At 57.5% G+C, this 24,114-nt stretch carries 27 protein-coding genes and 4 pseudogenes; 18 read left to right on the plus strand and 13 right to left on the minus strand.

The features are described from left to right. Positions 1 to 195: 195 nt before the first annotated feature. The 6 genes from PM04_RS01815 (at position 196) to PM04_RS01835 (ending at position 3,453) form a co-directional block, all read left to right on the plus strand. On the plus strand, positions 196 to 684 hold the full coding sequence (locus tag PM04_RS01815) for a crossover junction endodeoxyribonuclease RuvC (RefSeq protein ID WP_038003064.1): 489 nt from the start codon (positions 196 to 198) through the stop codon (positions 682 to 684). Beyond that, positions 681 to 878, plus strand: coding sequence for a hypothetical protein (locus tag PM04_RS01820; protein ID WP_038003067.1), 198 nt, complete (start codon positions 681 to 683; stop codon positions 876 to 878). The genes PM04_RS01815 and PM04_RS01820 overlap by 4 nt, the downstream gene beginning before the upstream one ends. Further along, positions 871 to 1,254 (plus strand): DUF6362 family protein, encoded by a 384-nt coding sequence (locus PM04_RS01825; RefSeq protein ID WP_038003069.1) that lies wholly within the window; start codon positions 871 to 873, stop codon positions 1,252 to 1,254. Before PM04_RS01820 ends, PM04_RS01825 begins: the two co-directional genes overlap by 8 nt. Before the next feature lie 78 nt (positions 1,255 to 1,332). Continuing rightward, on the plus strand, positions 1,333 to 1,617 hold the full coding sequence (locus PM04_RS17565) for an HU family DNA-binding protein (protein WP_084212682.1): 285 nt from the start codon (positions 1,333 to 1,335) through the stop codon (positions 1,615 to 1,617). Positions 1,618 to 1,996: 379 nt separating this feature from the next. Then, complete coding sequence (locus PM04_RS01830) at positions 1,997 to 3,229, plus strand: DNA modification methylase (protein ID WP_038003072.1); 1,233 nt, start codon at positions 1,997 to 1,999, stop codon at positions 3,227 to 3,229. Then, complete coding sequence (locus PM04_RS01835; RefSeq protein WP_038003074.1) at positions 3,226 to 3,453, plus strand: hypothetical protein; 228 nt, start codon at positions 3,226 to 3,228, stop codon at positions 3,451 to 3,453. The genes PM04_RS01830 and PM04_RS01835 overlap by 4 nt, the downstream gene beginning before the upstream one ends. Here PM04_RS01835 and PM04_RS01840 read toward each other — a convergent pair. Both PM04_RS01840 and PM04_RS01845 read right to left on the minus strand, forming a co-directional pair. Then, a complete protein-coding gene (locus tag PM04_RS01840; protein WP_038003077.1) occupies positions 3,450 to 3,668 on the minus strand; it encodes a hypothetical protein in 219 nt (72 codons plus the stop codon). The two genes, PM04_RS01835 and PM04_RS01840, sit on opposite strands and share 4 nt — an antisense overlap. A 5-nt stretch (positions 3,669 to 3,673) precedes the next feature. Next, complete coding sequence (locus tag PM04_RS01845) at positions 3,674 to 3,886, minus strand: hypothetical protein (protein ID WP_038003080.1); 213 nt, start codon at positions 3,884 to 3,886, stop codon at positions 3,674 to 3,676. 115 nt (positions 3,887 to 4,001) lie between these two features. Here PM04_RS01845 and PM04_RS17295 point away from each other — a divergent pair, with 115 nt between their 5' ends. Together PM04_RS17295 and PM04_RS17570 are read left to right on the plus strand one after the other, a co-directional pair. Then, positions 4,002 to 4,616 carry a terminase small subunit, Nu1 gene (locus tag PM04_RS17295; RefSeq protein WP_052077279.1) on the plus strand — a complete coding sequence of 205 codons (615 nt, stop codon included), beginning with the start codon at positions 4,002 to 4,004 and terminating at the stop codon, positions 4,614 to 4,616. A 58-nt stretch (positions 4,617 to 4,674) separates the two neighbouring features. Continuing rightward, positions 4,675 to 5,106, plus strand: a pseudogene (locus PM04_RS17570) (phage terminase large subunit family protein); the annotation flags it as partial. A 38-nt stretch (positions 5,107 to 5,144) separates the two neighbouring features. Here the strand turns inward: PM04_RS17570 and PM04_RS18380 are convergent. The 3 genes and pseudogenes from PM04_RS18380 to PM04_RS18350 form a co-directional block, all read right to left on the minus strand. Then, positions 5,145 to 6,676, minus strand: a pseudogene (locus PM04_RS18380) (Tn3 family transposase); the annotation flags it as partial. Between the two features lie 70 nt (positions 6,677 to 6,746). Continuing rightward, positions 6,747 to 6,920, minus strand: a complete 174-nt coding sequence (locus PM04_RS18385; protein ID WP_369793292.1) for a hypothetical protein — start codon at positions 6,918 to 6,920, stop codon at positions 6,747 to 6,749. After that, positions 6,905 to 7,595: pseudogene (locus PM04_RS18350) on the minus strand (DUF4158 domain-containing protein); the annotation flags it as partial. The gene PM04_RS18385 and the pseudogene PM04_RS18350, both read right to left, overlap by 16 nt. 147 nt (positions 7,596 to 7,742) lie before the next feature. On the opposite strand from PM04_RS18350, the gene PM04_RS17965 reads away from it, so the two are divergent. From PM04_RS17965 to PM04_RS17575, 3 genes are read left to right on the plus strand one after another with little or no spacing between them, the layout of a single operon-like run. Next, positions 7,743 to 7,913 carry a hypothetical protein gene (locus PM04_RS17965; RefSeq protein WP_161785909.1) on the plus strand — a complete coding sequence of 57 codons (171 nt, stop codon included), beginning with the start codon at positions 7,743 to 7,745 and terminating at the stop codon, positions 7,911 to 7,913. Between the two features lie 26 nt (positions 7,914 to 7,939). Further along, complete coding sequence (locus PM04_RS01860; protein ID WP_038003083.1) at positions 7,940 to 8,506, plus strand: recombinase family protein; 567 nt, start codon at positions 7,940 to 7,942, stop codon at positions 8,504 to 8,506. 3 nt (positions 8,507 to 8,509) lie between these two features. Next, entirely contained in the window at positions 8,510 to 8,767 is a 258-nt protein-coding gene (locus PM04_RS17575; protein ID WP_084212683.1) for an L-rhamnose isomerase, read from the plus strand. 281 nt (positions 8,768 to 9,048) lie between these two features. Here PM04_RS17575 and PM04_RS17580 read toward each other — a convergent pair whose 3' ends face one another. From PM04_RS17580 to PM04_RS01880, 5 genes are all read right to left on the minus strand, one after another. Further along, the gene (locus PM04_RS17580; protein ID WP_084212684.1) at positions 9,049 to 9,222 is read right to left on the minus strand and encodes a ParA family protein; all 174 of its coding nucleotides are present in this window, start codon (positions 9,220 to 9,222) and stop codon (positions 9,049 to 9,051) included. A gap of 151 nt (positions 9,223 to 9,373) precedes the next feature. Then, positions 9,374 to 9,640, minus strand: coding sequence for a Txe/YoeB family addiction module toxin (locus tag PM04_RS01865; RefSeq protein ID WP_038003085.1), 267 nt, complete (start codon positions 9,638 to 9,640; stop codon positions 9,374 to 9,376). Next, positions 9,637 to 9,888: a type II toxin-antitoxin system Phd/YefM family antitoxin gene (locus tag PM04_RS01870; RefSeq protein WP_038003087.1), complete on the minus strand. Its 252-nt coding sequence runs from the start codon at positions 9,886 to 9,888 to the stop codon at positions 9,637 to 9,639. Before PM04_RS01870 ends, PM04_RS01865 begins: the two co-directional genes overlap by 4 nt. A 361-nt stretch (positions 9,889 to 10,249) precedes the next feature. Beyond that, positions 10,250 to 10,522 (minus strand): hypothetical protein, encoded by a 273-nt coding sequence (locus PM04_RS01875; protein ID WP_084212686.1) that lies wholly within the window; start codon positions 10,520 to 10,522, stop codon positions 10,250 to 10,252. A 198-nt stretch (positions 10,523 to 10,720) separates the two neighbouring features. Further along, on the minus strand, positions 10,721 to 11,755 hold the full coding sequence (locus tag PM04_RS01880) for a substrate-binding domain-containing protein (RefSeq protein WP_038003089.1): 1,035 nt from the start codon (positions 11,753 to 11,755) through the stop codon (positions 10,721 to 10,723). 100 nt (positions 11,756 to 11,855) lie between these two features. Between PM04_RS01880 and PM04_RS01885 the strand changes: the two genes are divergently transcribed. The 6 genes and pseudogenes from PM04_RS01885 to PM04_RS01910 all read left to right on the plus strand — a co-directional run. Further along, positions 11,856 to 13,385 carry a tripartite tricarboxylate transporter permease gene (locus tag PM04_RS01885; RefSeq protein ID WP_038003091.1) on the plus strand — a complete coding sequence of 510 codons (1,530 nt, stop codon included), beginning with the start codon at positions 11,856 to 11,858 and terminating at the stop codon, positions 13,383 to 13,385. Further along, positions 13,382 to 13,846, plus strand: a complete 465-nt coding sequence (locus PM04_RS01890) for a tripartite tricarboxylate transporter TctB family protein (protein WP_038003097.1) — start codon at positions 13,382 to 13,384, stop codon at positions 13,844 to 13,846. The genes PM04_RS01885 and PM04_RS01890 overlap by 4 nt, the downstream gene beginning before the upstream one ends. Before the next feature lie 38 nt (positions 13,847 to 13,884). Further along, positions 13,885 to 14,856 carry a tripartite tricarboxylate transporter substrate binding protein gene (locus PM04_RS01895; protein ID WP_038003100.1) on the plus strand — a complete coding sequence of 324 codons (972 nt, stop codon included), beginning with the start codon at positions 13,885 to 13,887 and terminating at the stop codon, positions 14,854 to 14,856. A 57-nt stretch (positions 14,857 to 14,913) separates the two neighbouring features. After that, positions 14,914 to 16,317: an aldehyde dehydrogenase family protein gene (locus tag PM04_RS01900; RefSeq protein ID WP_038003103.1), complete on the plus strand. Its 1,404-nt coding sequence runs from the start codon at positions 14,914 to 14,916 to the stop codon at positions 16,315 to 16,317. Next, on the plus strand, positions 16,314 to 17,801 hold the full coding sequence (locus PM04_RS01905) for a class I adenylate-forming enzyme family protein (protein ID WP_038003104.1): 1,488 nt from the start codon (positions 16,314 to 16,316) through the stop codon (positions 17,799 to 17,801). The genes PM04_RS01900 and PM04_RS01905 overlap by 4 nt, the downstream gene beginning before the upstream one ends. Positions 17,802 to 18,185: 384 nt before the next feature. Further along, positions 18,186 to 18,485: pseudogene (locus PM04_RS01910) on the plus strand (CoA ester lyase); the annotation flags it as partial. Positions 18,486 to 18,547: 62 nt separating this feature from the next. Here the strand turns inward: PM04_RS01910 and PM04_RS01915 are convergent. From PM04_RS01915 to PM04_RS01925, 3 genes are all read right to left on the minus strand, one after another. Next, positions 18,548 to 20,524: a proline/glycine betaine ABC transporter permease gene (locus tag PM04_RS01915; RefSeq protein WP_038003108.1), complete on the minus strand. Its 1,977-nt coding sequence runs from the start codon at positions 20,522 to 20,524 to the stop codon at positions 18,548 to 18,550. Further along, positions 20,524 to 21,543 (minus strand): glycine betaine/L-proline ABC transporter ATP-binding protein, encoded by a 1,020-nt coding sequence (locus tag PM04_RS01920; protein ID WP_038003111.1) that lies wholly within the window; start codon positions 21,541 to 21,543, stop codon positions 20,524 to 20,526. The genes PM04_RS01915 and PM04_RS01920 overlap by 1 nt, the downstream gene beginning before the upstream one ends. Before the next feature lie 78 nt (positions 21,544 to 21,621). Then, a complete protein-coding gene (locus tag PM04_RS01925; protein WP_038003113.1) occupies positions 21,622 to 22,563 on the minus strand; it encodes an ABC transporter substrate-binding protein in 942 nt (313 codons plus the stop codon). A gap of 291 nt (positions 22,564 to 22,854) precedes the next feature. On the opposite strand from PM04_RS01925, the gene PM04_RS01930 reads away from it, so the two are divergent. Further along, entirely contained in the window at positions 22,855 to 24,105 is a 1,251-nt protein-coding gene (locus tag PM04_RS01930; RefSeq protein WP_038003116.1) for a sarcosine oxidase subunit beta family protein, read from the plus strand. Positions 24,106 to 24,114 lie beyond the last annotated feature (9 nt).

Consider the following 24,114-nt stretch of genomic DNA (forward strand, 5'->3'; position numbering starts at 1 on the left):
ATATTATACATATAGTTCAAACCCTTACAGGCTAACTTCTTTCAAATTGGCCTGTTGAAGGAATTGAAAGAAGTGTCGGGCGGCCTCGTCGCCCTGCGCCTTACCTGACCAGACCACTCTTTGGGGCCTGGCGAGACCGCAGCCTTCACCGGCCAGCCCTCTCGCCTTGCTCATCAAATCGAAGAGGAGGTCTGCATGACCCAACCCACACAAACCCCGCGCTGCATCCTTGCGCTTGATCTGGGCACGACCACCGGCTGGGCCATCCGTGGCTTTGACGGCCTGATCACCAGCGGGACAGCGTCGTTCAAACCCGGCCGCTACGATGGCGGTGGTATGCGTTATCTGCGGTTCACCAACTGGCTAACGGAACTTGATCGGCTGTCTGGACCGATTGCAACGATCTGGTTCGAAGAAGTTCGCCGCCACGCTGGTACTGACGCAGCCCATGTTTATGGAGGTCTAATGGCCTCATTGACCAGTTGGGGCGAGCTGAGGGGCATTCCCTATGAGGGCGTGCCAGTGGGCACGATCAAGCGCCACGCCACCGGCAAGGGCAACGCCAACAAGCAGGCGATGATCGATGCTGCCTGCCGTCGTGGGTTCAGCCCCGCGGATGACAATGAGGCGGACGCCATCGCCATCCTGCATTGGGCCATTGAGACCCGGGGAGGTGTGGCATGAGGTTTACACCCAGAGGCTATGGTGGACACCGCCGTGATCCCGATCAGGTCAAACGGGACGGTTGGCACGAACAGGGCTTGCTGGCTGTCAGCGTCGACGACCAACGCCTGACCTGGCCGGAACGTGAACTGGTCGAGCAATTAGGCACAAAACTCTATGGGCCACGCCCCGCTGGGGAGGTGCGCCATGGGTGAGAGAGGGACATGGACCGCCGACGATGTCGCGGATCATTTCGAAGAAGCGTTCCGCACGCTGCGCAAGCTGCCACCGGTCAAGGCAAAGGGGTACTTCAACGCCTGGCCTGACATCGCACGGACCAGCCGTGAGATCGCTGCGATGGAGCCGCAGCCGATGCGGGTCTGGCCGTCGGCGGCGTCGATCACACGGCTTGAGCAGACCTTCGATTGGGTGCTTTGGATTGAGGTGGCCGAGCGCAAGCTGATCTGGTCTCGGGCGGCTCGGCGTCCCTGGAAGGAGATCTCCTATGAACTGGGGGTTGACCGCACAACAGCATGGCGAAAGCACAAGCTTGCCCTAGCCAAGATCGCATCGCGTCTAAACGCTGATTGACTCAAATCGGGCGGGCGGGTCTTCTAGGACTTGCCCGCATTGCTGAAGTGCTTTGCATTTGGGGCTGAGGGGGGAATTATGAAAAGAAGTGAATTGGTGGCGCTACTTGCGGAAGAAAACCACTATCTAACAAATGCCGACGCAGAAAAGGTTGTGGCGTCAGTGTTTGATACGATTTCGGGCCATCTCGAACTTGGGGGTCGTATTGAGCTACGCGGGTTCGGTGTTTTTAGTGTCCGCCATCGCAACGAAGGTCAGCGGCGCAATCCTAGAACTGGTGAGAATGTCTGGGTCGCTGCGAAATCTGTACCATTTTTCACGACAGGTAGGGATCTTCATCGCCGATTGAATCCTGACTTATAACCAATATGTTGCAACACTTTTGTGTTCGACACGTGCAACATTCCTGTGCTATTCATAAGGCAGAATGGGGAGAGTGCGTTGGAAGACGGCTCTCCCCGTTTTTGTTGGTGGATACTTCTCTGGCTTCCGGGGTCCATCAAAGGGTCCAGCTGGTATCCAGCGCGCTAACCCACTGAATTCGCGGGTCCTTCCTGGCCCCAAACGTATACGGGGGGGCGACGCCCGAGGGTTTCCCAGTGACACCCCTGAAAATACCCGTTTCGTTTCGCTTCGGGCGAAATCTCAAGGAAACAAAGGCCTGACGGCCTGACACAACCCGCCTGAACCGAAATGGGGATCCGACCCCATTTCGTTTCGAGAGCATTCCAAGGACATCACCATGGACGTCGTCGACCTGCCGCTCGAGCAGATCATTCCCTATGCGCGCAACCCGCGCCGCAACGAGCAGGCGATTGCGACGGTCGCCGCCTCGATCCAGGAGTTCGGCTGGCGGCAGCCCATCGTCGTGGATGAGGCGATGGTGGTACTCGCCGGGCACACGCGGCTGGAAGCGGCTCGCAAGCTCGGCTTCAAAACCGCGCCGGTGCATATCGCCAAAGGGCTGACGGTCAGCCAAGCACGCGCCTTCCGCATCATGGATAACCGCTCCAGCGAAAACGCCGAGTGGGACAAGGACCTCTTGAACCTCGAACTAGCGGATCTGCTCGAGGCGGATTTTGACCTCGGGCTGACGGGTTTCACTGAGGACGAGTTGAACGCGCTGATGTCGAGCCTCGAGGACGACACTGGCCCGCAAGAGGGTGAGGACGATGTTCCGGAAACCCCAGAGTATCCGGTCAGTCGGCCGGGTGATCTCTGGGTCTTGGGCAACCACCGGCTGCTCTGCGGGGACAGCACGGTCGCCACGGATATCGAGCGGCTGCTCGGCACAGTGAAACCGCTGCTGATGGTGACCGATCCACCCTACGGTGTGGATTACGACCCAAGCTGGCGCAATCAGGCGGGGGCGGCCAAGACCAAGCGCACCGGCAAGGTGCTGAACGATGACCGCGCTGACTGGCGCGAGGCTTGGGCGTTGTTCCCTGGCGATGTCGCCTATGTCTGGCACGGCGCGCTGCATGCGGCGACCGTGGCGGAAAGCCTTGAGGTCGCGGGCTTCACGATCCGGTCCCAAATCATCTGGGCGAAGGATCGGCTGGTTCTGAGCCGGGGAGATTACCACTGGCAACATGAGCCTGCCTGGTATGCCGTGCGCAAATCCGGCAAGGGCCATTGGGCGGGCGACCGCAAGCAAACCACGCTCTGGCAGATTGCCAACAAGGATCAGGACGAAAAGACCGTCCACGGCACGCAAAAACCCGTCGAATGCATGCGGCGTCCGATCCTGAACAACTCGAGCCCCGGGCAGGCGGTCTATGAACCCTTCATGGGATCCGGGACGACGCTGATCGCGGCCGAGACGACAGGGCGCGTATGCTACGGGATCGAGCTGAACCCGGCCTATGTCGATGTGGCGGTTGCGCGTTGGCAGAAGTTCACCGGCAAGCAGGCGTCGCTTGAGGGCAGTGACACCACTTTCGAGGCGCTGAAGGCAGAGCGCGAGGCCGCATGAAACAGTCCCGCCTCATGTCACTGATTGAAGCGATCACCAACGTGATCGTCGGTTACGGCGTCGCGGTCATGACACAAATCCTGATCTTTCCGATCTTTGGGCTGCACACGACGCTCGCACAAAATCTGCAAATGGGCTTGCTGTTCACAGGCGTGAGCATAATCCGCTCGTTCCTGCTGCGGCGGCTCTTCGAGGCCATTCGGGTGGCAAAACCCGAGGGCTAGATCAGGCCGAGGTCTTTCAGGCAGCTGGCGGTATCCATCAGCTGATGGGTCGGGACTTCGACGGTGATGGTGAAGCTGTCCGCGAAGGTTCTGCCGTAAACGCCCCCATCGTCCATCAGGGCCATTTCGATCTCTTCAAGGACGACGGTGATGCGGCTGCGGTCGAAGTGTTCGGGCAGGTTTCGGATGGGGAGCCGAATGCTGGTGGTTTCCATGGGGTCTACTCCGCGTGTTCGCCTTCCTTGAAGGCACTGTCGGTGATGCGCTTCAGGAGCTCGGCGTAATAGTCGAGGTTGCCGACATGCCCCCAATGGACCTCGTCGGGGTCGGTGTTGAAGTGCTCTGCGCTCAGCGCCTGAAGCCGCGCGAGCATCGTGTCGATCGCAGCCTTCTTGGCGATAAACGCGTCTTGGGCTGTTGGTCGGTGGCTCATCTCGATGCGTCCTGAATTGCGTTGGGTGCTGTCTTGAGCTTCGCTCTAGTGGCGAGGCTTATCCAGTGAATTCGACGCAATTACATACGGTTAATCGCACTCTCGAGGTCTGCGAATGTCATCCGCCACCCAGCCCATCGGCGTGATCGCGCGCCTGCTCGACCTCTCGGAGCGGCGGGTCCAACAACTGAGCCGCGAGGGTGTAATCCCGAAGGCCGAACGCGGCCAGTATGATCTGATCGGGTCTGTGCGTGGCTATGTCCGCTATCTGCGTGATCAGGCGCTGAAGGCGCAGGCGGGAGCACCGGACTATGCCGCTGAACGCGCGCGCTTCATCCGGGCGCGGGCCGACCTTGCCGAGATGGAAGCCGAAGAAAAGCGCCGCTCGCTGATCGCCGCCGAACAGATCGAGGCGGCCTGGATCGCCGTGCTGGCGCTTCTCAGAACCCGCCTCTTGGCCCTGCCTGACCGGCTGGCACCACAAGCCTTTGAACAATCAACCGTCGGAGACACCCGGAACCTGATCCGCGCCGCCATCCGCGAGGTGCTCGATGATCTCGCGCAGCCAGACATTGAACTTGAAGCCGACATTGACCTCGCGGAGTGCGCTCACTCTGAATGGGTCACCGATCCTGAAGCGGACGGTGGCGAAGGCGCTGGCGGTGCTGAAGCCGCCGCCGGACCTAACAATCAGCGATTGGGCCGATCAGAACCGCCGTCTCAGCTCTGAGGCCAGCGCCGAGCCTGGCCAGTGGCGCACGAGCCGCGCGGAATACCAGCGCGGGATTATGGATGCGATCTCGGATCCGGCAGCCGAAACCGTCGTGATCATGTCGAGCAGCCAAATCGGCAAGTCGGAGTCGATCCTTAATATGGTCGGCTATCACATCGACCACGATCCGGCGCCGATCATGGTGGTGATGCCGACCGAACGGGATGCGGAAACCTGGTCGAAAGACCGCTTCTCGCCGATGGCGCGCGACACGCCCTGCCTGCAGGGCAAGATTGCAGATCCCCGCTCGCGGGACGGCAACAACAAGATCCTGCACAAACGGTTCCCGGGCGGGCATCTGACCATTGTGGGCGCCAACGCACCCTCAGGGCTGGCGAGCCGCCCGATCCGGCTGCTCTTGTGCGACGAGGTCGACCGCTATCCGTTCAGCGCAGGGGCCGAGGGCGACCCGGTCAACCTCGCGAAGAAGCGGACTGTAACCTTCTGGAACCGTAAGATCGTGCTGGTCTCGACGCCGACGAACAAGGCCGCGAGCCGCATGATGTCACCCCAATACTGTCGGATTACCTCTTCGTTGATTGGCCTCCCGATGAGGGAGGACAGGGTGGGCCATGCCTTCGCGCTTCCAAAGCAGGCCAACCGCCGGTCTGGAAAGTCGCGTAGGCGCGGGGCAAAGGTCATCCCCAAGAGATGGAACAGGGCGAAGACATGGTCCGACACGCCGCCGGTATCTGTGTAATGCACGAGCGGGTCGAAGCTGGCCGGGTTGCTCAGGAGGCCATCAAGCACGAAAGGTGCTTCGCCTGCCGTCGCCCCGATGACGCTGGAATGGAAGGATCCGTACTGGCCCGACAGGAAGGAGTAGATTTTCAGACCGGGATCAGGACCATATTTCGCGTTGATGAGCCCACTGCCGCGATTGGCAGCAAAGAACTGGCCGTCCGATGAGCTGTGCTCCGCCGCGCCCCAGTGCTGCGCAAAGGGCAAACTATGATGGGCGTCGACGATACGCCCCAAGGCATCCGCGAATGTTTCCGGCCGAAGGTACCATGTCTGCGCCCAGGTCAGTTGCGCGTGGCTGACACGCGATGAGGCATGGGCCATCCGTTCCAGGCCGAGATTGGTGGCCCCGGCCAGGATCGTGGCCAGAACGGCGGCTGGCTCATCGTGCTGCTTGCCAGACCGCAGGTCGGTGAAGGCATCAAGGAACCCGGTCTGCGCATTCACCTCCCAGAGCAATTCCGTGATACGGATGCGAGCCATCACGGCATCGATCGCCCGTTCCAAGCGCAGGGCAGCGGGCGGTGTGACCGCGTCATGCGGCGTAATCTTCAACCGCCCGCGCTCAATGCGGACACCAGAAAGCGCATTGCGCTTCAGGGCGCGGTCAACTTGCTCAAGGCGTTTCTCCATCGTTGCCCGCCGATCAGACAACCATGCTTCCGGGTCTGTCTCGAAGCCAGCATCCCGCATGATGGTTTCGGCTTTGTCCCGTGGCTGCAGGTAGCTGTCGAACCGGCGATATTCACGGCTGCCGTCGACCCAGACATCCCCGGCGCGCAGGCGCTCGCGCAAGGTGGAAACAACGGCGGTTTCGTACACACGCCGTAGCGGCTTACCATTCTGGACAATCAGAGACGGCCAATGCTTAGCCGCGAAGGGCATCGGCGGATCATCGGGCAGCTTCCGTTTTCCGGTACGGTTCTGGTCGCGCAGCAAGGTGATCGCGCCCTTGAGATCATCCCCCGCATCGGTGGCGTTGAACTCGAAAGCCTCAAGGAAGGCAGGGGCAAACTTTCGCATATAGGCATTGCGCTCGGCCGCCAGAGCGAGCGGGTCACTGGTTGCCAGCTCTCCGAAGTCAACGATTTCGTCACGCTTGCCCAACAGCGTTTCCCACCCGACATCCGCATCCAACGCGGCAAAGGGATCTTGCCCCAGATCTTGTGCGCGGGCCATGGCATCTATGGACGCGCCAAAGAGCTGCATCAGCTTGCCAACCTTGGTCTTGCCCATACGCCAGACCTCCTCCTGGCGATTGCGGGAGCGTGTGTCAATGCCGAAGTAAAAATCCCCAGAAGTGCCGAAGTAATTTTCCCCACTTTCGGGACCTGGTGACAAGGCAGGTTATAGGTTTGTCTGTTTCTCCTTTCGTGGTCTTCCCCGTCGTTTAGGCGGGGGCGGCGGTGTAATGGGTGCGTTGGCCCGGAGGTGTTCGGGCACGAGGTCCGTGTGACCACGTAGCCGGTAACTTGCACCTTCGATCTGAACAACGACAGCATGGTGCAAGAGCCGATCCAAAAGCGCAGTGATACTGGCTGGGCTGGTCGAATGCGGATAGCCCCGCAACGATGTCAGCCGCGTTTGCCCGACAGACGGATCGTTCACCAAGCGTGCCTGTAACTGTGCGCGCTGCTCCATTGAAACAGCATCAAAAAGCGCTGCAGCAGCCTCCCGCCGTGAGCGTGAGCGCCCCTTCACCGCAAGACGCTCGAGCGTGTCGACGCTCGGCAACACAAGGCGGTGCTTACGCAGCACCGCAGCCAGCGCCTCAACAATCTTCACGCCGTGATCCGTCGCGAAGGCCGCCGCCGTGGCGATATTCTCCGCCTGCTGCACATGTTCAGTTCCGAAAGGGGCCAATCCCAAATGGCGCATCGCGAGGGCATGGTGCTCATGACGCGTATTTCGCCTGGCGGCGTAGCCGTCGAGAGTACACGCGCTGATCTGAAGTTGTTCTGCGAGCCATGCGGTCAGTTCGGCTGGCGGGGTGGTGTCTTCGCTCCACCCAAGGCCGGGATAACGCAGCAAAGAAATATGTACCGCAAGGCCAAGATGGTTTTCGGCGCGACGACGGGTTCGGATCAGATCAATGTCATTCCCGGTCAGCAGATAGTGACGGACCAAGGCTTCGTAATCTGTCGGCACCCCGAAGAGGTCCGCACGCGCGCGGGATGAAAGTAGGCGACGGGCCATAAGGTGTCCTCAAAACGTTGTTGCAAGTTTGAAGACATCGAATTTTATAGAGACCAATAAAAGACATATATGATGCGGAAAGCCACGCTCCCGGCAACCGCTGGAAATCAAGCCCTAAAACGGCCGTTTTGGAGACAGGATATCGTTATGAAGCAAGCAGCTCTTGGTGCGTTTTTCGCCACTCTCATCGCCACCGCAATTTATGCTGGCTTTGGCTATTTCTTGGATTTTGGGGTCACGCTTACCCAAACGGCAATCTATGTCGCCATCTCCTTTGGCTTTATGACAATCGCCAACTACGTTAGAAGCAGAACGTAAAGCCGTGTTTTGATGTGCAAAGACCAATGATCAGACCCGGCGACATTCTCGGATACGCAAGGGTTTCGACCGCAGACCAAGACTTGTCCGGCCAAAAAGATCGGCTGCTACAACACGGTGCTATTCGCGTGTTCGAGGACGTCATTTCCGGCAAGACGTTCAACCGACCCGGGCTGGCTGCCTTGCTTGAGCAGGCACGGCCCAACGATACCCTCGCCGTTATCCGCCTAGATCGCTTGGGCCGCTCGCTCAAGGAACTGCTGGAAACCGTCGATGACCTGAAGGCCAGAGAGATCAACCTGATCAGCCTTGAGGAACGGATCGACACGACATCAGCCGCTGGCGAACTCGTATTCCACGTGTTCGGGGCCATCGCGCATTTCGAGCGCCGACTTATCTCCGAGCGCACAAAAGACGGCCTGATCAACGCTCGTAAGCAGGGCCGCACCCCTGGGCGCCCACCATTGCAACCCGAGACAATCTCAGCACTCCAGGATCTCGTCAGCGCAGGAAAATCCGTCGCTCAGGCCGCAAAACATCTAGGTATTGGTAGATCAACAGCTTACAAGCTGATTAAAAACACCACGCCATAAGCCATGTTCAGCCTTCGTTCTTGCTTAGCGTGGTTTTACGAAGAAACCTTCCGATGGGGCCTACTGGCCCCATGGGATGGGTTGAAGTCAGCGGAAAACAACCTCGACTACACGTCCCGACTGGTTGTCACGGAAGAGATCAAGGACTTGCCATACGCTGTCGTCTGGGCGGAGTTCTGCGAACGGATGGGCGTCCCTTCCGGCCAATCTCTTGTCTCGGATCTCTATCGATACCAATCAGGTGTCGCCGGTCGCGGCTGAGTATGCGGCAATACAACTTGTTTAGCGATTTCAATAGGTAGGTTTGGGTCGGGGTGCCGACAATCGAGACAAATCGTCCTTATGCATTTTGTCCGCGTTTCGATTGTCGAATCCGAGCGCAGCGAAAGGTCGATTCGAACTCTGACGATCAGAGCACGTATGAAGGTCCGCCCTGGTGAAACCTGCTGCATTGCAGAAGAGATGTCGCCGCATCTGCGAATGGACTCTGCATCAGCAATGGCGGTGTGAGCACAAGGCCGCTTCGTCCGCGCACCAGACGTTCATACAAAATGCGACGAATGACTGGTCAGAGCCCATGCAAAGATGTTGGCGTTTGGGTCCAGATCGAGAATCGCAACGCGACCACCAGAAATAGCGATCTGTTCAGCCAAGAGCATGGCGGACGTAGTTTTCCCCGATCCGCCTTTCGGGTTTGCGAAGGTGAGTACCTTCATGGCGGTAGAGTGCCTGCGTTTAACTCTAAAGTCATCTATGTCATTAACATTAATTATAGAGTTAACTTTAATGACATAGTTAGAGTTAAATTCGAGAGTGCTTTGAGACGTTCGACCCCGTCACATCTAGGTCGTTCAAACTTACAGGTTTTCAGTAATGGAACCGCAGTTGCGCAATCTCTAGGCTTTGGCCGTCGCCAGTTCCACTAACCCGGTAGACCATTCGATGTTCCTTAGAAATCCGCCGTGACCACCAGCCGGTCAAATCGCCCTTCAACGGTTCCGGCTTGCCGGTTCCTTTGAAGGGGGTCCGCTTGCATTGCTTGATCAGCTCGTTGATCCGGTCACGTACCTTGTCGTTGGTGCTGACCCAGTATTGATAGTCTTCCCAGGCCTGATCGGAAAAAACCAGCTTCACTCGATCAGCTCACGCTCTTCGCCAGTTCCAGCATCGAGTTGCGCGATCGACGCGCGCAAGCGGGATGCGTTTTTCGGTGTGGACAAGAGGTGCAACGTCTCGTTGACGGCGTTCCAAGTGTCCAAGGACACGACCACAACGGACTCGCCCTTCTTGCGCGTCACGACAACTTCCTGCTTGTCGTGGATCGCTCGATCCATGACTCCCTTCAGTTGAGCTCGTGCGTCTGAGTAGGTCATAACATCCATGTCGACTCTCCTTTGCTTGCCCATATATGTACAACTTTAAGTACAAGTAAAGGGGTGGTACGAAGGCGGCAGTCAATTTCATGGAGAATTTACGAGAGAGAAAGGGCTCACATGGATGACATCGTTACCCGCTCCGCAGAGGCAATGTCTCGCGAGGAACTTTACGAACTGGTCTGGCAGACCCCCATGAGCAAGCTTGGCGCTCAACTCGCGACGAACGGGCCAGGCTTGGCCGCTCTTTGTCGAAAGCGCCAAATCCCTACGCCACCCTTGGGCTACTGGCAGAAAAAGGCCGTTGGCCGTACTCCTGAAATGCCTCCTTTGCCGTCATTCGAACCGCCCCAAAAGACCTGCCCTTCAATCAAGCCAGCGCGGTCGGCCCTTCGATCAGGATGCGCCGACCATCCGACAGGGTGATATCTACGCGGCTTGCCGAAAGTGTGGCAGATGGAGACGACGTTGGCATGTCGATTGGTCCGGGTTCGTGGACGGCATCAGCCTCGATCTCAACCGGCAGAAACGTCGCTTCCTGATCGAACGCATCAGCCTCGGGCGCAAAGCGCGGGTCCTTCAGCCATTTGAAAATAAGGTTCGCATTGGCCGCATAGCGACGCGCTACCTGCGCAACCGGCATCCCGGGCGTCGTCGCCTGCGCGCAAATCTCACGCTTCTCCTCATACGCTCAGAACCGCTTCTTCCGTCTGCTCAGAGAGTGCCTCACAGTGTCCACTATCAATGGTGGACACTTAACCGCTGCCAGCAGCACGCGTGAGGTCGGGTTCATCGGACGCTTACGAGCTTGAACCAGGCGATATTAATATAACGAAGCGTTTTAGACTTGGCTGGGTGCTCCACTCGATTTTCTGTGGACGAGCTCTGGGGCGCAATGGAGACTCTTGCCCGAGCCAGATGTTGGATCAATAATTGCGGATGACAGAGCTTGTCCCGTTTCATAGCCTATCCGTCTCGCGGGGAGCCTGACGGTCGTCAGGGATGGCTCAATTTCCGATGACCCTTTGAAATCTCCGATCCCCACAACTGTGACATCATCCGGAACCAACAGGTCGCTTGCCGCTGCGCCATAAAGAGCTCCGGTTGCCAGAATATCGTTGCCGCAGATCAAAGCTGTCGGTCGGTTCGTTTGGGAAAACAAATGTTTTGCATCCTGCTTTGATTCCGAGATGCTGTAGACAGTTGTCAGCATCCATTCCTCGGGAATTTCGACACCAGCAGATTTCAAGGTGCGAATGACAATACTGCGTCTGGCAAATGCACGGTCGTTGCCGTTGATGGGGGGAAACATGCAGGCGATCCGCCGGTGACCCAAGGACAGGACGTGCTCTGCGATGAGTTTGCCAGCCTGTTCATTGTCTGCGCCAATCGATGGATAGCGAGAGTTCGCCGCGTAATTCCACATCAGGACACAGGGGATTTCTTGGCTATCGATCAGTTGAAAAACGGCTTCGTCATGGTCCAGCCCGGTCAGGACAACGCCATCAACGCGGTGTTCCAAGAACTTGCGTAGAATTGCATACTCTCGCTGCAGGTCGTACCCATGTGACGCCAACAGGATGGTGAAGCCTTGCGCCGCGACGGTTTCGGAAAACGCTTGTACCACCTCTGCAAAAATGGCGTGATCCAAAGTCGGGACCAATACACCAATCGTCCCAGAACGGATGCCATGGATCGTTTGCGCCGCACGGTTGCGGATATAGCCCGTCTTACGAACTGCGGAATCAATGCGTTTGCGCGTTGCAGATTTCAACAATTCAGGGTGATTGAAGTAACGCGACACGGTGGAAGGAGACACCCGAGCCGCTTTCGATACGGTAAAAATATCTGCTTTTTTTATTTTTTTGTCAGACACTTAAATCACCAATTCGGTAAATTTATGAAAACATTTGCAAAACTATTTTCATCGCTTAGCGTAAATGGTCAAGCCAAAGTTTGGGAGGATTTTGGGCCAGATGGAATTCCTGTATTACATGGGCGATGTGTTCACTCCGATTAATTTCGGGTTGCTGTTGCTCGGCACCATTGGGGGTCTGATCTTAGGGGCAACTCCCGGGCTATCGCCGACGATGGCCGTGGCGCTGCTGATTCCGTTCACCTTCCAGCTTGAGCCGCAGCAAGGCCTGATCTTATTGGGTGCGGCTTATACTTCAACCGTTGCTGGCGGCGCGGTTAGTGCGATCTTGCTAAAAATTCCGGGCGCACCGGCGAATATCGCGACCACACTTGATGGACATGCGATGGCGACAAAGGGTGAAGGCGCAAAGGCGCTGCAGTTGTCATTTCTTGCTTCTGCAGTTGGGGGCCTTTTTGGTGTCTTCCTTCTGATTTTCCTCACGCCCGTTCTCGCGCAATGGGCGCTCGCGTTTGGGCCGTCACATCTGTTCTGGCTGGCGATCCTTGGTGTGACGGTGATCGGCACCTTGGACTCAAGCTCTGTAGTAAAGGGATTGCTCTCGGGCTGCATCGGCCTTTGGCTCGCGACGATTGGTTTTGATGACATCATGGGCGCGCAGCGGTTTATCTTTCATCCCGCCGTAAGCGGCGGGATCAACGTCATTCCTGCACTTATCGGTCTCTTTGCAATCCCGCAGGTCATAACGATGTTCTCCAAGGGGCGGAGCAGCGATGACGCCGAGATTATCAGCGTTCAGAAACACCCAATCCGTTTGGCCGTTTTTGAGGTGTTCAAGCGGAAAACCGCGCTCGCCATTGGCACAATTACCGGCTCCATCATCGGGCTGATCCCCGGAGTTGGCGGGCAAATCGCGGGGCTTGTGGCCTACGACCAGTCCAAGAAATTCAGCAAAGAAAGCGAGAAATTCGGGACCGGTCACAGCGAAGGTGTAATTGCAGCCGAGAGTGCGAATAACGCCATGGTTGGCCCATCGTTGGTGCCGCTGTTGACGCTGTCCATTCCCGGCTCTCCTACTGCGGCGGTGCTACTGGGCGGTTTGTTGATTCACGGCATCTTCCCCGGTCCTGATCTATTCATGAACTACCCGCAGGTGGCGTGGACCTTCATCGACTCGATGCTGATCGGGCAAATCCTGATGTGCATCTTTGGTCTTTATATCGCAGGGCTGGCCGCGAGCGTGGCGCGTGTGCCGCATGCGGTCATGGCAGCGATTGTCTTGGGACTGGCTGTCTTTGGCAGCTATTCTGTCCAGAATTCCATGGGCGACGTCTATGTGATGGTGACCCTTGGTCTGGCCATGTATTTCCTTGAGCGCTTTGGTTTCTCCGCCGCACCGTTGGTTCTGGGCCTGATCTTGGGTCCGATTGCCGAGGCGAACTTCATCCAAGGCTCAATGATCGCGAATGCAACGGTCGGCACGGGGACATACTTCTTCACTGGCTGGCTGAACTGGCTCTTGATCCTAATCGTACTGACCTCGATCTGCTACTCCGTTTGGATGGAACTCATGGCCCGCCGATATACCACCAAAGACGATGCCGTCGCAAAAGAAGAGGCGCTGTCATGACGGATCTGCCCCGCAACCAGCACATCGCTGCATCCGGCCTGATCGCCGCTATCGGCGTCATGATTGCTTACATCAGCTTCACACAGGAACCTGCGGATGCATTCATCTTTCCACGCCTGATTTCATCGGTCTTCGCCGTTCTGGCGATATGGACCTTTGTGAAGGCGGTTCTGGGACGCACCAAAGTTGGCAACGGGATTAGCGGTAAGGCAATGCGCAACATGCTCCCCGGTTTGGTCGTCGCCGTCATCTACGTCTACTGGGCAGCGAAGGCTCTTGGCTTTTATACTGCCACCGCGATTGCCTTCTTCATCTTGCTTTCACTTTACGATCCGGCCCCGCATTCAGAATTGAAAAGCTGGGGCAAACGTCTCTTGATTACCGCTGGTTTCATGGCGGTCATGTACGGTCTTTTCGCGCAACTGCTGAATGTTTTCACACCGCGAGAGATTTTTTTCTGAACCGCAAAGGCGGCAGAGTTAACCCTAGGGAGGATACTATGAAAAAATGGATTGCAGGGGCCGCGCTGGCCTTGGCCACAATGACGGGAGCGGCATTTGCTGACGGTCATGGCAACTATCCAGAACGGCCTATCATGATGATGGTCAGCTATGGCGCAGGTGGTGCGACCGACTTTCAGGCGCGCATTGTGACGATGACCGCCGGTAATGAAGATGCGCTTGGCATGCCAATCGCCATTGTGAACCGCCCCGGAGCGGGTGGCCGTGTCGGTTGGAACTGGTTTGCAACCGAAGCTGAAGCAGACGGCTATACGCTGGCTGCATATAATATCCCGCATTTTGTTGCCCAGTCTATCGAAGGTGGCGTTTCTTATTCGACTGACAGCTTTGAACCGATTGCAAACTGGGGCGCTGACCCAGCTGTATTCGTCGTTGGGGCTGATAGCAAATTCAACTCAATGGCAGACGTTGTTGACTATGCAAAGGCGAACCCCGGTGGGCTGACGTTCTCGGGCGCAGGCCTTTTTGTGGGGCATCACATTGCAGCCTTGCAACTTGAAAAGGCTGCTGGCGTGAAACTGGCATATATCCCAAACAACGCGGGTGGTGCTGGCGCGATGCGCGCAGTGATCGCGGGCGAGGTTCTTGGTGGTGTTAACAACCTGTCCGATGCCTTCCGTGCACAAGCTGCTGGCAATGTAAAAATTCTTGGTGTGTTCGATCTGGAGCGCAACGAAGAGTTCCTGCCAGACGTCCCGACCATGATGGAACAAGGCTTTGACATCGACAATGCATCCGTGAACTTCCGCGGTGTGATGGTGCCAAAGGGCACGCCACAGCCAATCATCGATCAATTGGCCGCGACTGTGCCTGCGATGTTCGAAAACGGCCGCGTCCAAAGCCGCATGGCTGCCGGTGGCTCGCCAATGGCCATCATGACACGTGACGAAGTGCTTGAAATGTGGGCGGCACGCCAAGAAACGCTCGAAGAGCTTCTGGCTGGTCTTTAAACCAAAGGCGCAGCGCCCGAAGCGGGTGCTGCGCACATTCAATTTAGGAAAGTCCCCATGAACTCCGTTGAGCCCATCGCTGAGGTAGAAGCCATCGTTGCCCGTGCGCGCACGGCCCAGAACGCCTTTGAGCGTGGCGGATCTCAAAAGGCTTATGATCGTGCTGCACAGGCGGCGGCTTGGGCCATCATGGAACCTTCCCGCAATCGCCATCTGGCGGAACTGGCGGTTGAAACGACCGGGCTCGGTAACGTGCCCGATAAGATCACAAAGAACCATCGCAAGACTCTTGGCCTGATGCGCGACATCCAGCATGCGAGGACGCAAGGTATTATCAGCGATGACCCCGCAACAGGAATCACGGAAATTGCTCGCCCGATTGGCGTGATCGGTGCTGTCGTTCCTTCTACAAACCCCGGTGCAACACCCGCAAACAACATCATCAATGCCCTCAAGTGCGGGAACGCAATTGTGGTGTCACCTTCACCGAAAGGCGTACCTACTTGCGAGGCCTTACTCAGCTATATCCACGCTGAGTTTGATAAGCTGGGGATCGATCGTGATTTGGTGCAGATGATCCCAGGACGTGGATCCAAAGAAAAAACCCAGCGATTGCTTGAGATTGCCGATTTGATTGTTGTCACCGGCAGCCAAAACAACGTCAAGCGTGCCTATACATCAGGCACGCCCGCCTTGGCCGTGGGTGCTGGCAACGTTGCTGTCATCATCGATGAGACAGCCGATCTGGCTGCTGCCGCTGAAAAGATCAAAGCATCCAAGACCTTTGATAATGCGACCTCCTGCTCATCGGAGAATGCGGTCGTGGTTGTTGACGCAATCTACGATGCCTTTGCCGCTGAGATGGCGCGCACGGGTGGCGCGTTGATCACGGACGAAACCAAGGTCACGTCAAAGCTATGGGTGAAAGGGCACCTGAACCCGCAGGCGATTGCGCAGGACGCCGACAAGATGATCGCAGCTTTGGGGTTGACGGATGAAGTGCCTGCCGACACGGCATATCTTGCTGTAGAGACCAAAGGCATTGGCCCAGATCATCCGTTGTCGGGCGAAAAGCTAAGCCGCGTGCTAACTGTCTATCGCGCGAAAGATTTTGACGACGCGGTACGCATCACACATGAGATCGAAATACACCAAGGTGCGGGCCATTCAGTTGGTCTACATACGCAAACGAAAGACAGGCCACTCACACTCGCCACGGCGATCCCCACCAGCCGTGTTATTGTGAATCAGGCGCATACATTTGCGACGGGTGGGTCGTTCACCAATGGTATGCCGTTTTCATTGTCGATGGGCTGTGGGTCTTGGGGTGGCAATTCCATCGATACCAACCTGCACTGGCGTCATTTCATGCAGACAACCAAGATCGTCCGAGAAATTCCGGCCAACGAACCTGCTGTCGAAGACATCTTTTGCGATTATTGGGACGAGGCTGGCAAATGATCTTTGACAAAGCGTCCCCGCCAAAAGGCACAATCAAAAACTGGCTGGATGCGCGTGCCGAAGGCGATGATATCGCAATTATCTTTCCTGAAGCCGGCGAAAGCCTGACTTGGCGCGATCTGCGTGATACTGCGCGCGATATGGCCCAGGGGTTGGTTGGACTGGGGGTCGCGCAAGGCGAAAGCGTCGCCATCGTGCATCCCAACGGAAAGAGGGGTGTGTTGGCCGTCTATGCCGCGCTCTACGGTGGGTTTCGTGCGACGATGATCAACTTGGCCGCGGGGCCGGACGCGATTGCCTATGCGCTTGACCACAGCGGCGCGCGGTTTGCCTTTGTACATGACAGCCAGACAGAGGCAACTAAGAAGGTTGCGCCTGAAGGCCTGCAAATTCTGACCGACGATATGCTGCAAAAGAAAGCTACACTCCCCGATTTCAGCCCCGACCAACATGCCCTTTTAATGTACACCTCTGGCACGACAGGCCAGCCAAAAGGGGTTGTACATAATCACGCTAGCCTCTTGGCTGGCGGATGGACGACAGCAATAGCACATGACCTGTCGCCACAGGATCGCGGCTTCTGCGTGCTGCCGATCTATCACATCAATGGACTCTGCGTAACGATGATGGGCGCGCTCGTGTCGGGCGGATCACTCGCCATGGTTACCAAGTTTTCGGCCAGCAAATTCTGGGATCAATCCGAGACGGCCAAAGTAACGTGGTTTTCCGTGGTCCCGACAATCATCAGCCATCTACTGCACAGCGACATCGACCCAAGCCCAGAAGTTTGCAATCGCCTGCGGTTCGGGCGCTCTGCCTCGTCAGCGTTGGCTGTTGAGACGCAGTCTGCATTTGAGGACCGTTTCAAAGTACCGATCGTTGAGACAATGGGGCTCACCGAAACTGCCGCACAAATACTCTCAAATCCGTTGCCGCCCGGCGTGCGTAAGATCGGCTCACCCGGCATCGGTTACGGCAATGAGGTCTGCATCCTGACGCCGGAGCTGACACCGGCACCCCCTATGCAAGAGGGTGAAATTGCCATTCGCGGACCTAACGTCATGGTCGAATATCTGCACAATCCTGATGCAACAGCAAAGACCTTTACAGGTGAATGGTTACGGACCGGTGACCTGGGGCATGTCGATGAAGACGGCTATGTCTTTGTAACTGGGCGGCTGAAGGAGCTCATTATCAAGGGTGGCGAAAACATCGCGCCGCGTGAGATTGATGAAGTCCTGTACTCTGAGCCAGACATTATTGAGGCCGCAGCATTTGCGCGTCCATGCAAAAGTTACGGTGAAACGGTTGAAGCAGCGGTCAGCGTCAAACCCGGATCGCAACTGTCAGAAGCGGCATTGATTGATCTTTGTCAGCAGCGCCTTGGAAAGTTCAAATCGCCTGATTGCATTCATTTTTTAAGCGAACTTCCCAAAGGTCCCTCTGGGAAGATTCAACGACTAAAGCTAGCGGCTTTGGTTTGAAATTGATGTGCACCAATACCTTTGCAGGATACGATAGCAGTCGATTGGCTTCTGGACCTGCAAGATAGTGAGGTCCCGTTCCCTGATAGATCCCCAAAACCAATCAGAGGGACGGTCTGGCGTCAGCATCGAATGTCGGGGTCATTAGCGGCTTCCACGAATAGGATTGCACCGCAGCAGAACGCCTGCTGCAACTGCAAGTAAATGCTAAATGAGCAATAACTGCGTCAGCAAAAGGCGGATCTGTCCGCATCTTGTCTGTTCCTAGACGAGGCAGACCCCATCGAATGGTGTGGTTTCCGTCCTATCCAAACGGCATCGTAATGCGCCAAGTTTGTGGTGTCATGGCCACATCAAGGAAAGGACAGCGACATGGATGATATGATCATTGGGCTGTTTGACGATTTCAGTGATCCAGATGGTTACAAGCCCGCCGCCTACCGCGCCGCCGTTCTGGGATGCGAGGGCAAATGGACCATTCACCCAAGCCAGATCGCGCTTGCCAACGAAGTGATGAGCCCTTCAGAGGCGGAGGTCGAAAAGGCCAACCGTATCCTCAAGGCCATGGCAGAGGCAGAGGCCGCAGGCAAAGGCGCCGTGTTCCTTGATGGTCGCTTGATCGACTACGCCTCAATCCGGCAGGCAGAGGTCCTGGTGAAAAATGCCAAGCAAATCGCAGCCTAAACGCTACGAACAAAAGCGCACGCCTCTACATTCGTAGAGGCGGGCGCTTTACGTTTGAACGGTCAAAGTCCCAGCTGCGCCTTCTTCTTCTCGGCCCAGCTCATGATCGCCATATCGAAGGTCAGCGCCATCAGCGCCACACAAAGGCCCAACACGAAGTTTTTGCCCAGGTCGGTACCCGCCAGCGTCTTTTGCAACTCCTGGCCCAGGTCTTGCGTGCCGATAAAGGCTGCGATGATCACCATGAAGAAGGCAAACATGATCGCCTGGTTGAATCCGACGGCCATTGTAGGCAGCGCCAAGGGCAGTTGCACGTTCCACAGCTTTTGCATCCGCGTGGCCCCGGACATATCGGCGGCCTCTGTCATTTCTGGCGGCACACCGCGAAGGCCCTCAACCGTGTAGCGGATCAGGGGCACCATGGCGAAGATCAGGATCGACATCACCACCGAGGTCGCCGTGATCCCGAAAAGCATGATGGCCGGGATCAGGTAGATGAAACTGGGAAAGGTCTGTGCCGTGTCGCAAGCCAGAAGGACTCGGCGCGACGCGGTTTCTGACCGGGAGGCAAGGATGCCGATGGGAAGACCAATCAGCGTGGCTAGGATTACCGCGGAGATCACGGAATAAAGCGTGATGACCGACCGGTCCCACCACCCCGACAGCGCCACAAGGCCGAAGAAAACAGCAGCAAAGATCGCCGGTTTCCGCCCCCCAAGCGCCAGCGCGCCTGCGACCACCACAAGGATCAGGCCGAAGGTCGGGATCGACAATAGGAAGTCGCGGAAAGGGTTCAGGATCCAGACGTTTAGGACGTAGCGGATTTTCTCCGTCGTGCCCTGAACAATATCGAAGGCGAGGAAGGTTTTAATCGCGGTGTCGATCTCCTTGCCTTGGGAGAAGCTTTGGCGACGGCCGATCTCTGCGAACCATTCGTTGAACTGTCCCAGAACGGTGAAGAAGGTAAACGCGGCGATACCCGCCAGCATGTATTTATGTCGCTTCCACCAAGGCGTGCCCTTTTCAAAATGCTCGGGCAGTTTGACGACCCAAGCCTTGGACAACCGGTCCAGGGTCACGGCGATCAGCACGATGGTCACGCCGATCTCGAACGACCGGCCCAATTTGAAACTGCCCATCATCGCAAGCAGCTTTGCCCCGAGCCCCGGCATCCCGATGAAGGCGGTCAGCACCACCATAGCAAGGCACAGCATGATAACTTGGTTCACGCCCACCAGGATCTCGGACCGGGCGGCGGGGATGTAGACATGTCGTAGCATCTGCCACCGGGTGCAACCCGACATCTTTCCGGCCTCCACCACTTCGGGCGAGACCTTTTTCAGGCCCAGTGTTGTCATAAGGATCATCGGCGGGATGGCGTAGATGATCGTGGCCACGGCCCCCGCCGTAGGCCCGACCTTGAAGAAGATCACCGCAGGCAAGAGGTATGTGAAAAACGGCAGGGTTTGCAGGATCGACAGGATCGGTTTGATCGCCCGATCAACCCATGCGTATTTCCACGCCGCAATGCCCAAAACGATGCCGATGAGGAAGGCCAAGGGCGCGGCAACGGCTAAAACGGACATCGTCTCCATCGCGATTTTCCACTGCCCGATCAGGGCGGTCCACACGAAGGTGCCCCCGGCCAGCGCGGCCAGCCGCCAGCCGCCCAGGTAGTAGCCCAGCACTGCGGCAGAGGCGGCAATCGCGCTCCAGGGAATTTGCTCGAAATTGGGCCAGCGGCGTTTGCCGTAAAGCAAGTTGGCCGCGGTATCGAGCATAAACTGCAACGGCCCTTCGGCGAACCAACGGGTCAGAACCTGGAGCCCTAGGTCCTCACGCACGAAGATAAACGCCGCGTCAAGCCAGGGTGCGAAGGGGGGCACCCAAGCCTCTGGGACCCGGTGCAGCCAAGCGGGCAGAACCCCAGCGTATTGCAGCACCGTCAATGCCATAGCCACGGCGACCATGCCGCCCGCAATCTGCGCCTGGCTCGGGCCTTTGCGCGGGGTTGAGGGGTTGGTGGACAGAACCGCCATCACGCAGCCCCCACCAAAATATCAAGCGCCGCGCGTCGATCCAGCGCGCCAAGGGACCGCTCCCCTTCTACCACCGGGATTGAGTCGCGGGTGTCGTTGACCAAAAGGCGCGCCAGATCGTGGATCGAGGCACCGGCATCCACGGGCGTCCCCTCCCCGCTGCGCGCGGCATCGGCGAGGATTCGGGCGTGGACCACGCGGGCTTTGTCGATCTCTTCGGTGAACTTGCGCACATATTCCGTGGCAGGATTCAGGACGATATTGTCAGGGGTGTCACATTGCTCTACCGCGCCGTCCTTCATAATCGCGATACGATCGGCCAGGCGCAGAGCCTCGTCAAAGTCGTGGGTGATGAACACGATCGTCTTACCCAACATGGCTTGCAGGCGCAAGAATTCGTCCTGCATCTCGCGCCGGATCAGGGGATCGAGGGCGGAAAACGGCTCGTCCAGGAACCAGATGTCGGGTTCGATGGCAAGGCTGCGGGCGATGCCCACCCGCTGCTGTTGCCCACCGGACAATTCGCGCGGGAAGTACTCTTCGCGGCCCTCAAGACCCACAAGTTTGATCACCTCCAGCGCGCGGGCACGTCGCTCGTGCTTGTCCTGACCGCGCATCTCCAGAGGAAACGCCACATTGTCCAGCACCGTGCGGTGGGGCAACAGGCCAAAGCTTTGGAACACCATGCCCATCTTGTTGCGGCGCAGGTCGATGAGGTCCTTTTCCGACAGGGACATGATATCCTGCCCGTCTACTTCGATGGTGCCGCCGGTGATGTCATGCAGGCGCGAGAAGCAGCGCACGAGGGTCGATTTGCCCGACCCCGATAGCCCCATGATCACCAGCATTTCGCCCCGGACCACCTCGATGGACACGTCGCGCACGCCGGCGATGTAGCCGTCGGCCCGGATTTCGTCGAAGGAGCGCCCTTGCGGCAGTTTTGCTAGGTACTTCTCCGGCTCCGCACCGAAAATTTTCCACACATTCTTACAAGAAATAACCGGTTTCTCGGTGCCCATGATGTTTCCCTACACCCAAAATCAAGGGCCCTGCCCGTCTGAAACGGACAGGGCCACGTTGTTGTCAGTCGCGAGCGCTTAGTTTACCCAAGCTTTCCAGACGTCTTCGTTAGCGGCCAGCCACTCAGCGGCGGCTTCTTCTGGCTCCAGCTCATCAATGTCCACAAGGCGAGCCATCTCGGCGATCTGTGGGTTGGTAAAGCTGATCTTTTCCAGCGTTGCGTAGGCGGCTGGCCATTTGGCTTCCATACCTTCCCAAGCGGCTTTCTTCAGATAACCGTCGGCGGGGTTGCCACAGTCATAAAGTGCGTTGGGGTTCGGGCCCACGGATGGGTCCTTGTCGCAGCCGTCAACCCAAGTGGGGAATTCAACGAACTCACCGGGCCAGACGGCTTCGGCGAAGTTGGGCGTCCAGTTGAACACAACCACGGGGCGCTTGTCGGCCTCGGCGGCACCGATTTCAGCCCAGAGTGCGGCGGCGGAGCCTGCGTTGATCACTTCAAAATCCATGCCGAGCGCTTCAACACGTTCTTTACCGTGCTTGAGCCAGTCCACAGGTCCGTCCAGATAGCGGCCCTTATCGCCGGTCTCCGCGGTCGCGAACAGTTGCGCACAGTCGTTCAACGCTTCCCAGCTTGGAAGGCCGGGGCATGCGTCCTTGGTCCACATCGGATACCACCAGTCTTCGCGGGTCACGGCGTTGTGGTCACCCACATCCACGATCCCACCCTTTTCCATGGCGGCGCGGAACGACGCCCCAAAGGCACCCTCCCAGACTTCCATCTCCAGTGTGACATCGCCTAGGCGGACCGACTCGTAGACGGCTTGGCTGTCTGTCGTGACATATTCAACGTTTGCGCCCATCTCTTCGAAGATCTGGCCAACAACGTTGGACATCACAATCTGCGACGACCAGTTGTGGATCGGGATAACGATCGGGTCAGAGCTGTCTTCGGCCGTCGCAGCGAATGGCACCATCACCAATACGCTGGTTGCCAGTGTAGTTGTAAGTTTTTTCATGTTCTTCTCCCTGGTATACACAGGTGAGTGCGATTGCAGACCGCGATCCCACCTGCCCTGTGGACTCCGCATCAATCGCTTGCTGGACTGCATACGGTTGACCACGATAGCCTTGCATATTTTTCCTGTGGATCAAGTTATTTTCTTCTTAGGGATTATTTTCTGTGGATTTTCGGGCATGTTGAGCTGAGAAAAATAGGAGAAATGTCCGAAATGGCTGTATTTTTGTCCGAAAGATATGGGCCATAGGTCCGAAATGACTGCATTCTGTCGCAAAGGGAGTCCGATTCCATGCGTTATTCAGGGTTAAAGGTTATAAAAGAGGCACTGACCGGTCATCGTGGTTGGGGTCCGGCCTGGCGCAACCCTGAGGTACAAGCGTCCTACGACTACATCATTATCGGGGGTGGCGGTCACGGACTGGCCACCGCCTATTACCTGGCCAAAGAACACCGCCAGTCGCGCATCGCAGTGCTGGAAAAGGGCTGGATCGGGGGCGGCAACGTGGGCCGCAACACGACAATCATCCGCTCGAACTATCTGCTGGACGGCAATGAGCCGTTCTACGAATTTTCTTTGAAGTTGTGGGAGGGGCTGGAGCAGGAGTTGAACTACAACGCCATGGTCAGCCAGCGCGGCATACTCAACCTCATCCATACCGATGCGCAACGCGATGCCTTTATCCGGCGCGGCAATGCGATGATCCTGAACGGCGCAGACGCCGAGCTTTTGTCCACTGAACAGATCAAGGCCCGCTACCCGTTTTTGAATACCGACAACGCGCGGTTCCCAGTGAAGGGCGGGCTGGCACAGCACCGCGGCGGCACTGTGCGCCACGATGCGGTCGCCTGGGGCTATGCCCGCGCCGCCGATAGCCTGGGCGTGGACATCATCCAAAACTGCGAGGTGACCGGGTTCGTCATTGAGAACGGTACCTGCAAGGGCGTCGAGACCACCCGCGGCACGATCAAGGCTGGCAAGGTCGCCTCTTGCGTTGCCGGATCGTCGAGCCGCGTCATGGCCATGGCTGGTATGCGCCTGCCCATCGAGAGCCATGTGTTGCAGGCGTTCGTCTCCGAGGGGCTGAAACCTGTGTTACCCGGGGTCATCACTTATGGCGCGGGACACTTCTATTGCAGCCAGTCGGACAAAGGCGGGCTGGTGTTTGGTGGCGATATCGACGGCTACAACTCTTATGCGCAACGGGGCAATTTGCCCGTGGTGGAGGATGTGTGCGAGGGGGGCATGGCCATGTTCCCCATGCTAGGCCGCGCGCGGCTGTTGCGGATGTGGGGCGGGATCATGGATATGTCCATGGACGGCTCGCCCATCATCGACCACACCCATATCAACGGGCTCTATTTCAACGGCGGCTGGTGCTACGGCGGGTTCAAGGCCACGCCCGCCTCGGGCTTTGTCTATGCGCACCTATTGGCAACGGACACGCCCCACCCCACCGCCGCCGCCTATCGCTTCGACCGGTTCAACACCGGGCATATGATCGACGAAAAAGGCATGGGCAATCAGCCCAACCTGCATTGAAAGGGCCGA

The organism is Thalassobacter sp. 16PALIMAR09 (assembly GCF_000765485.1).
Lineage (GTDB): Bacteria > Pseudomonadota > Alphaproteobacteria > Rhodobacterales > Rhodobacteraceae > Thalassobacter > Thalassobacter stenotrophicus.

Coding starts and splice junctions, on each gene's coding strand:
- PM04_RS01900 (WP_038003103.1), top strand. CDS start 14,914: ATGAACTCCGTTGAGCCCATCGCTGAGGTAGAAGCCATCGTTGCCCGT.
- PM04_RS01870 (WP_038003087.1), bottom strand. CDS start 9,888: ATGGATGTTATGACCTACTCAGACGCACGAGCTCAACTGAAGGGAGTC.
- PM04_RS17575 (WP_084212683.1), top strand. CDS start 8,510: ATGTTCAGCCTTCGTTCTTGCTTAGCGTGGTTTTACGAAGAAACCTTC.
- PM04_RS01845 (WP_038003080.1), bottom strand. CDS start 3,886: ATGAGCCACCGACCAACAGCCCAAGACGCGTTTATCGCCAAGAAGGCT.
- PM04_RS01930 (WP_038003116.1), top strand. CDS start 22,855: ATGCGTTATTCAGGGTTAAAGGTTATAAAAGAGGCACTGACCGGTCAT.
- PM04_RS17295 (WP_052077279.1), top strand. CDS start 4,002: ATGTCATCCGCCACCCAGCCCATCGGCGTGATCGCGCGCCTGCTCGAC.
- PM04_RS17965 (WP_161785909.1), top strand. CDS start 7,743: ATGAAGCAAGCAGCTCTTGGTGCGTTTTTCGCCACTCTCATCGCCACC.
- PM04_RS01905 (WP_038003104.1), top strand. CDS start 16,314: ATGATCTTTGACAAAGCGTCCCCGCCAAAAGGCACAATCAAAAACTGG.
- PM04_RS01875 (WP_084212686.1), bottom strand. CDS start 10,522: ATGCCGGTTGCGCAGGTAGCGCGTCGCTATGCGGCCAATGCGAACCTT.
- PM04_RS01840 (WP_038003077.1), bottom strand. CDS start 3,668: ATGGAAACCACCAGCATTCGGCTCCCCATCCGAAACCTGCCCGAACAC.
- PM04_RS01825 (WP_038003069.1), top strand. CDS start 871: ATGGGTGAGAGAGGGACATGGACCGCCGACGATGTCGCGGATCATTTC.
- PM04_RS01915 (WP_038003108.1), bottom strand. CDS start 20,524: ATGGCGGTTCTGTCCACCAACCCCTCAACCCCGCGCAAAGGCCCGAGC.
- PM04_RS17580 (WP_084212684.1), bottom strand. CDS start 9,222: ATGAAGGTACTCACCTTCGCAAACCCGAAAGGCGGATCGGGGAAAACT.
- PM04_RS01920 (WP_038003111.1), bottom strand. CDS start 21,543: ATGGGCACCGAGAAACCGGTTATTTCTTGTAAGAATGTGTGGAAAATT.
- PM04_RS01815 (WP_038003064.1), top strand. CDS start 196: ATGACCCAACCCACACAAACCCCGCGCTGCATCCTTGCGCTTGATCTG.
- PM04_RS01890 (WP_038003097.1), top strand. CDS start 13,382: ATGACGGATCTGCCCCGCAACCAGCACATCGCTGCATCCGGCCTGATC.
- PM04_RS17565 (WP_084212682.1), top strand. CDS start 1,333: ATGAAAAGAAGTGAATTGGTGGCGCTACTTGCGGAAGAAAACCACTAT.
- PM04_RS01835 (WP_038003074.1), top strand. CDS start 3,226: ATGAAACAGTCCCGCCTCATGTCACTGATTGAAGCGATCACCAACGTG.
- PM04_RS01830 (WP_038003072.1), top strand. CDS start 1,997: ATGGACGTCGTCGACCTGCCGCTCGAGCAGATCATTCCCTATGCGCGC.
- PM04_RS01895 (WP_038003100.1), top strand. CDS start 13,885: ATGAAAAAATGGATTGCAGGGGCCGCGCTGGCCTTGGCCACAATGACG.
- PM04_RS01925 (WP_038003113.1), bottom strand. CDS start 22,563: ATGAAAAAACTTACAACTACACTGGCAACCAGCGTATTGGTGATGGTG.
- PM04_RS01860 (WP_038003083.1), top strand. CDS start 7,940: ATGATCAGACCCGGCGACATTCTCGGATACGCAAGGGTTTCGACCGCA.
- PM04_RS01885 (WP_038003091.1), top strand. CDS start 11,856: ATGGAATTCCTGTATTACATGGGCGATGTGTTCACTCCGATTAATTTC.
- PM04_RS01820 (WP_038003067.1), top strand. CDS start 681: ATGAGGTTTACACCCAGAGGCTATGGTGGACACCGCCGTGATCCCGAT.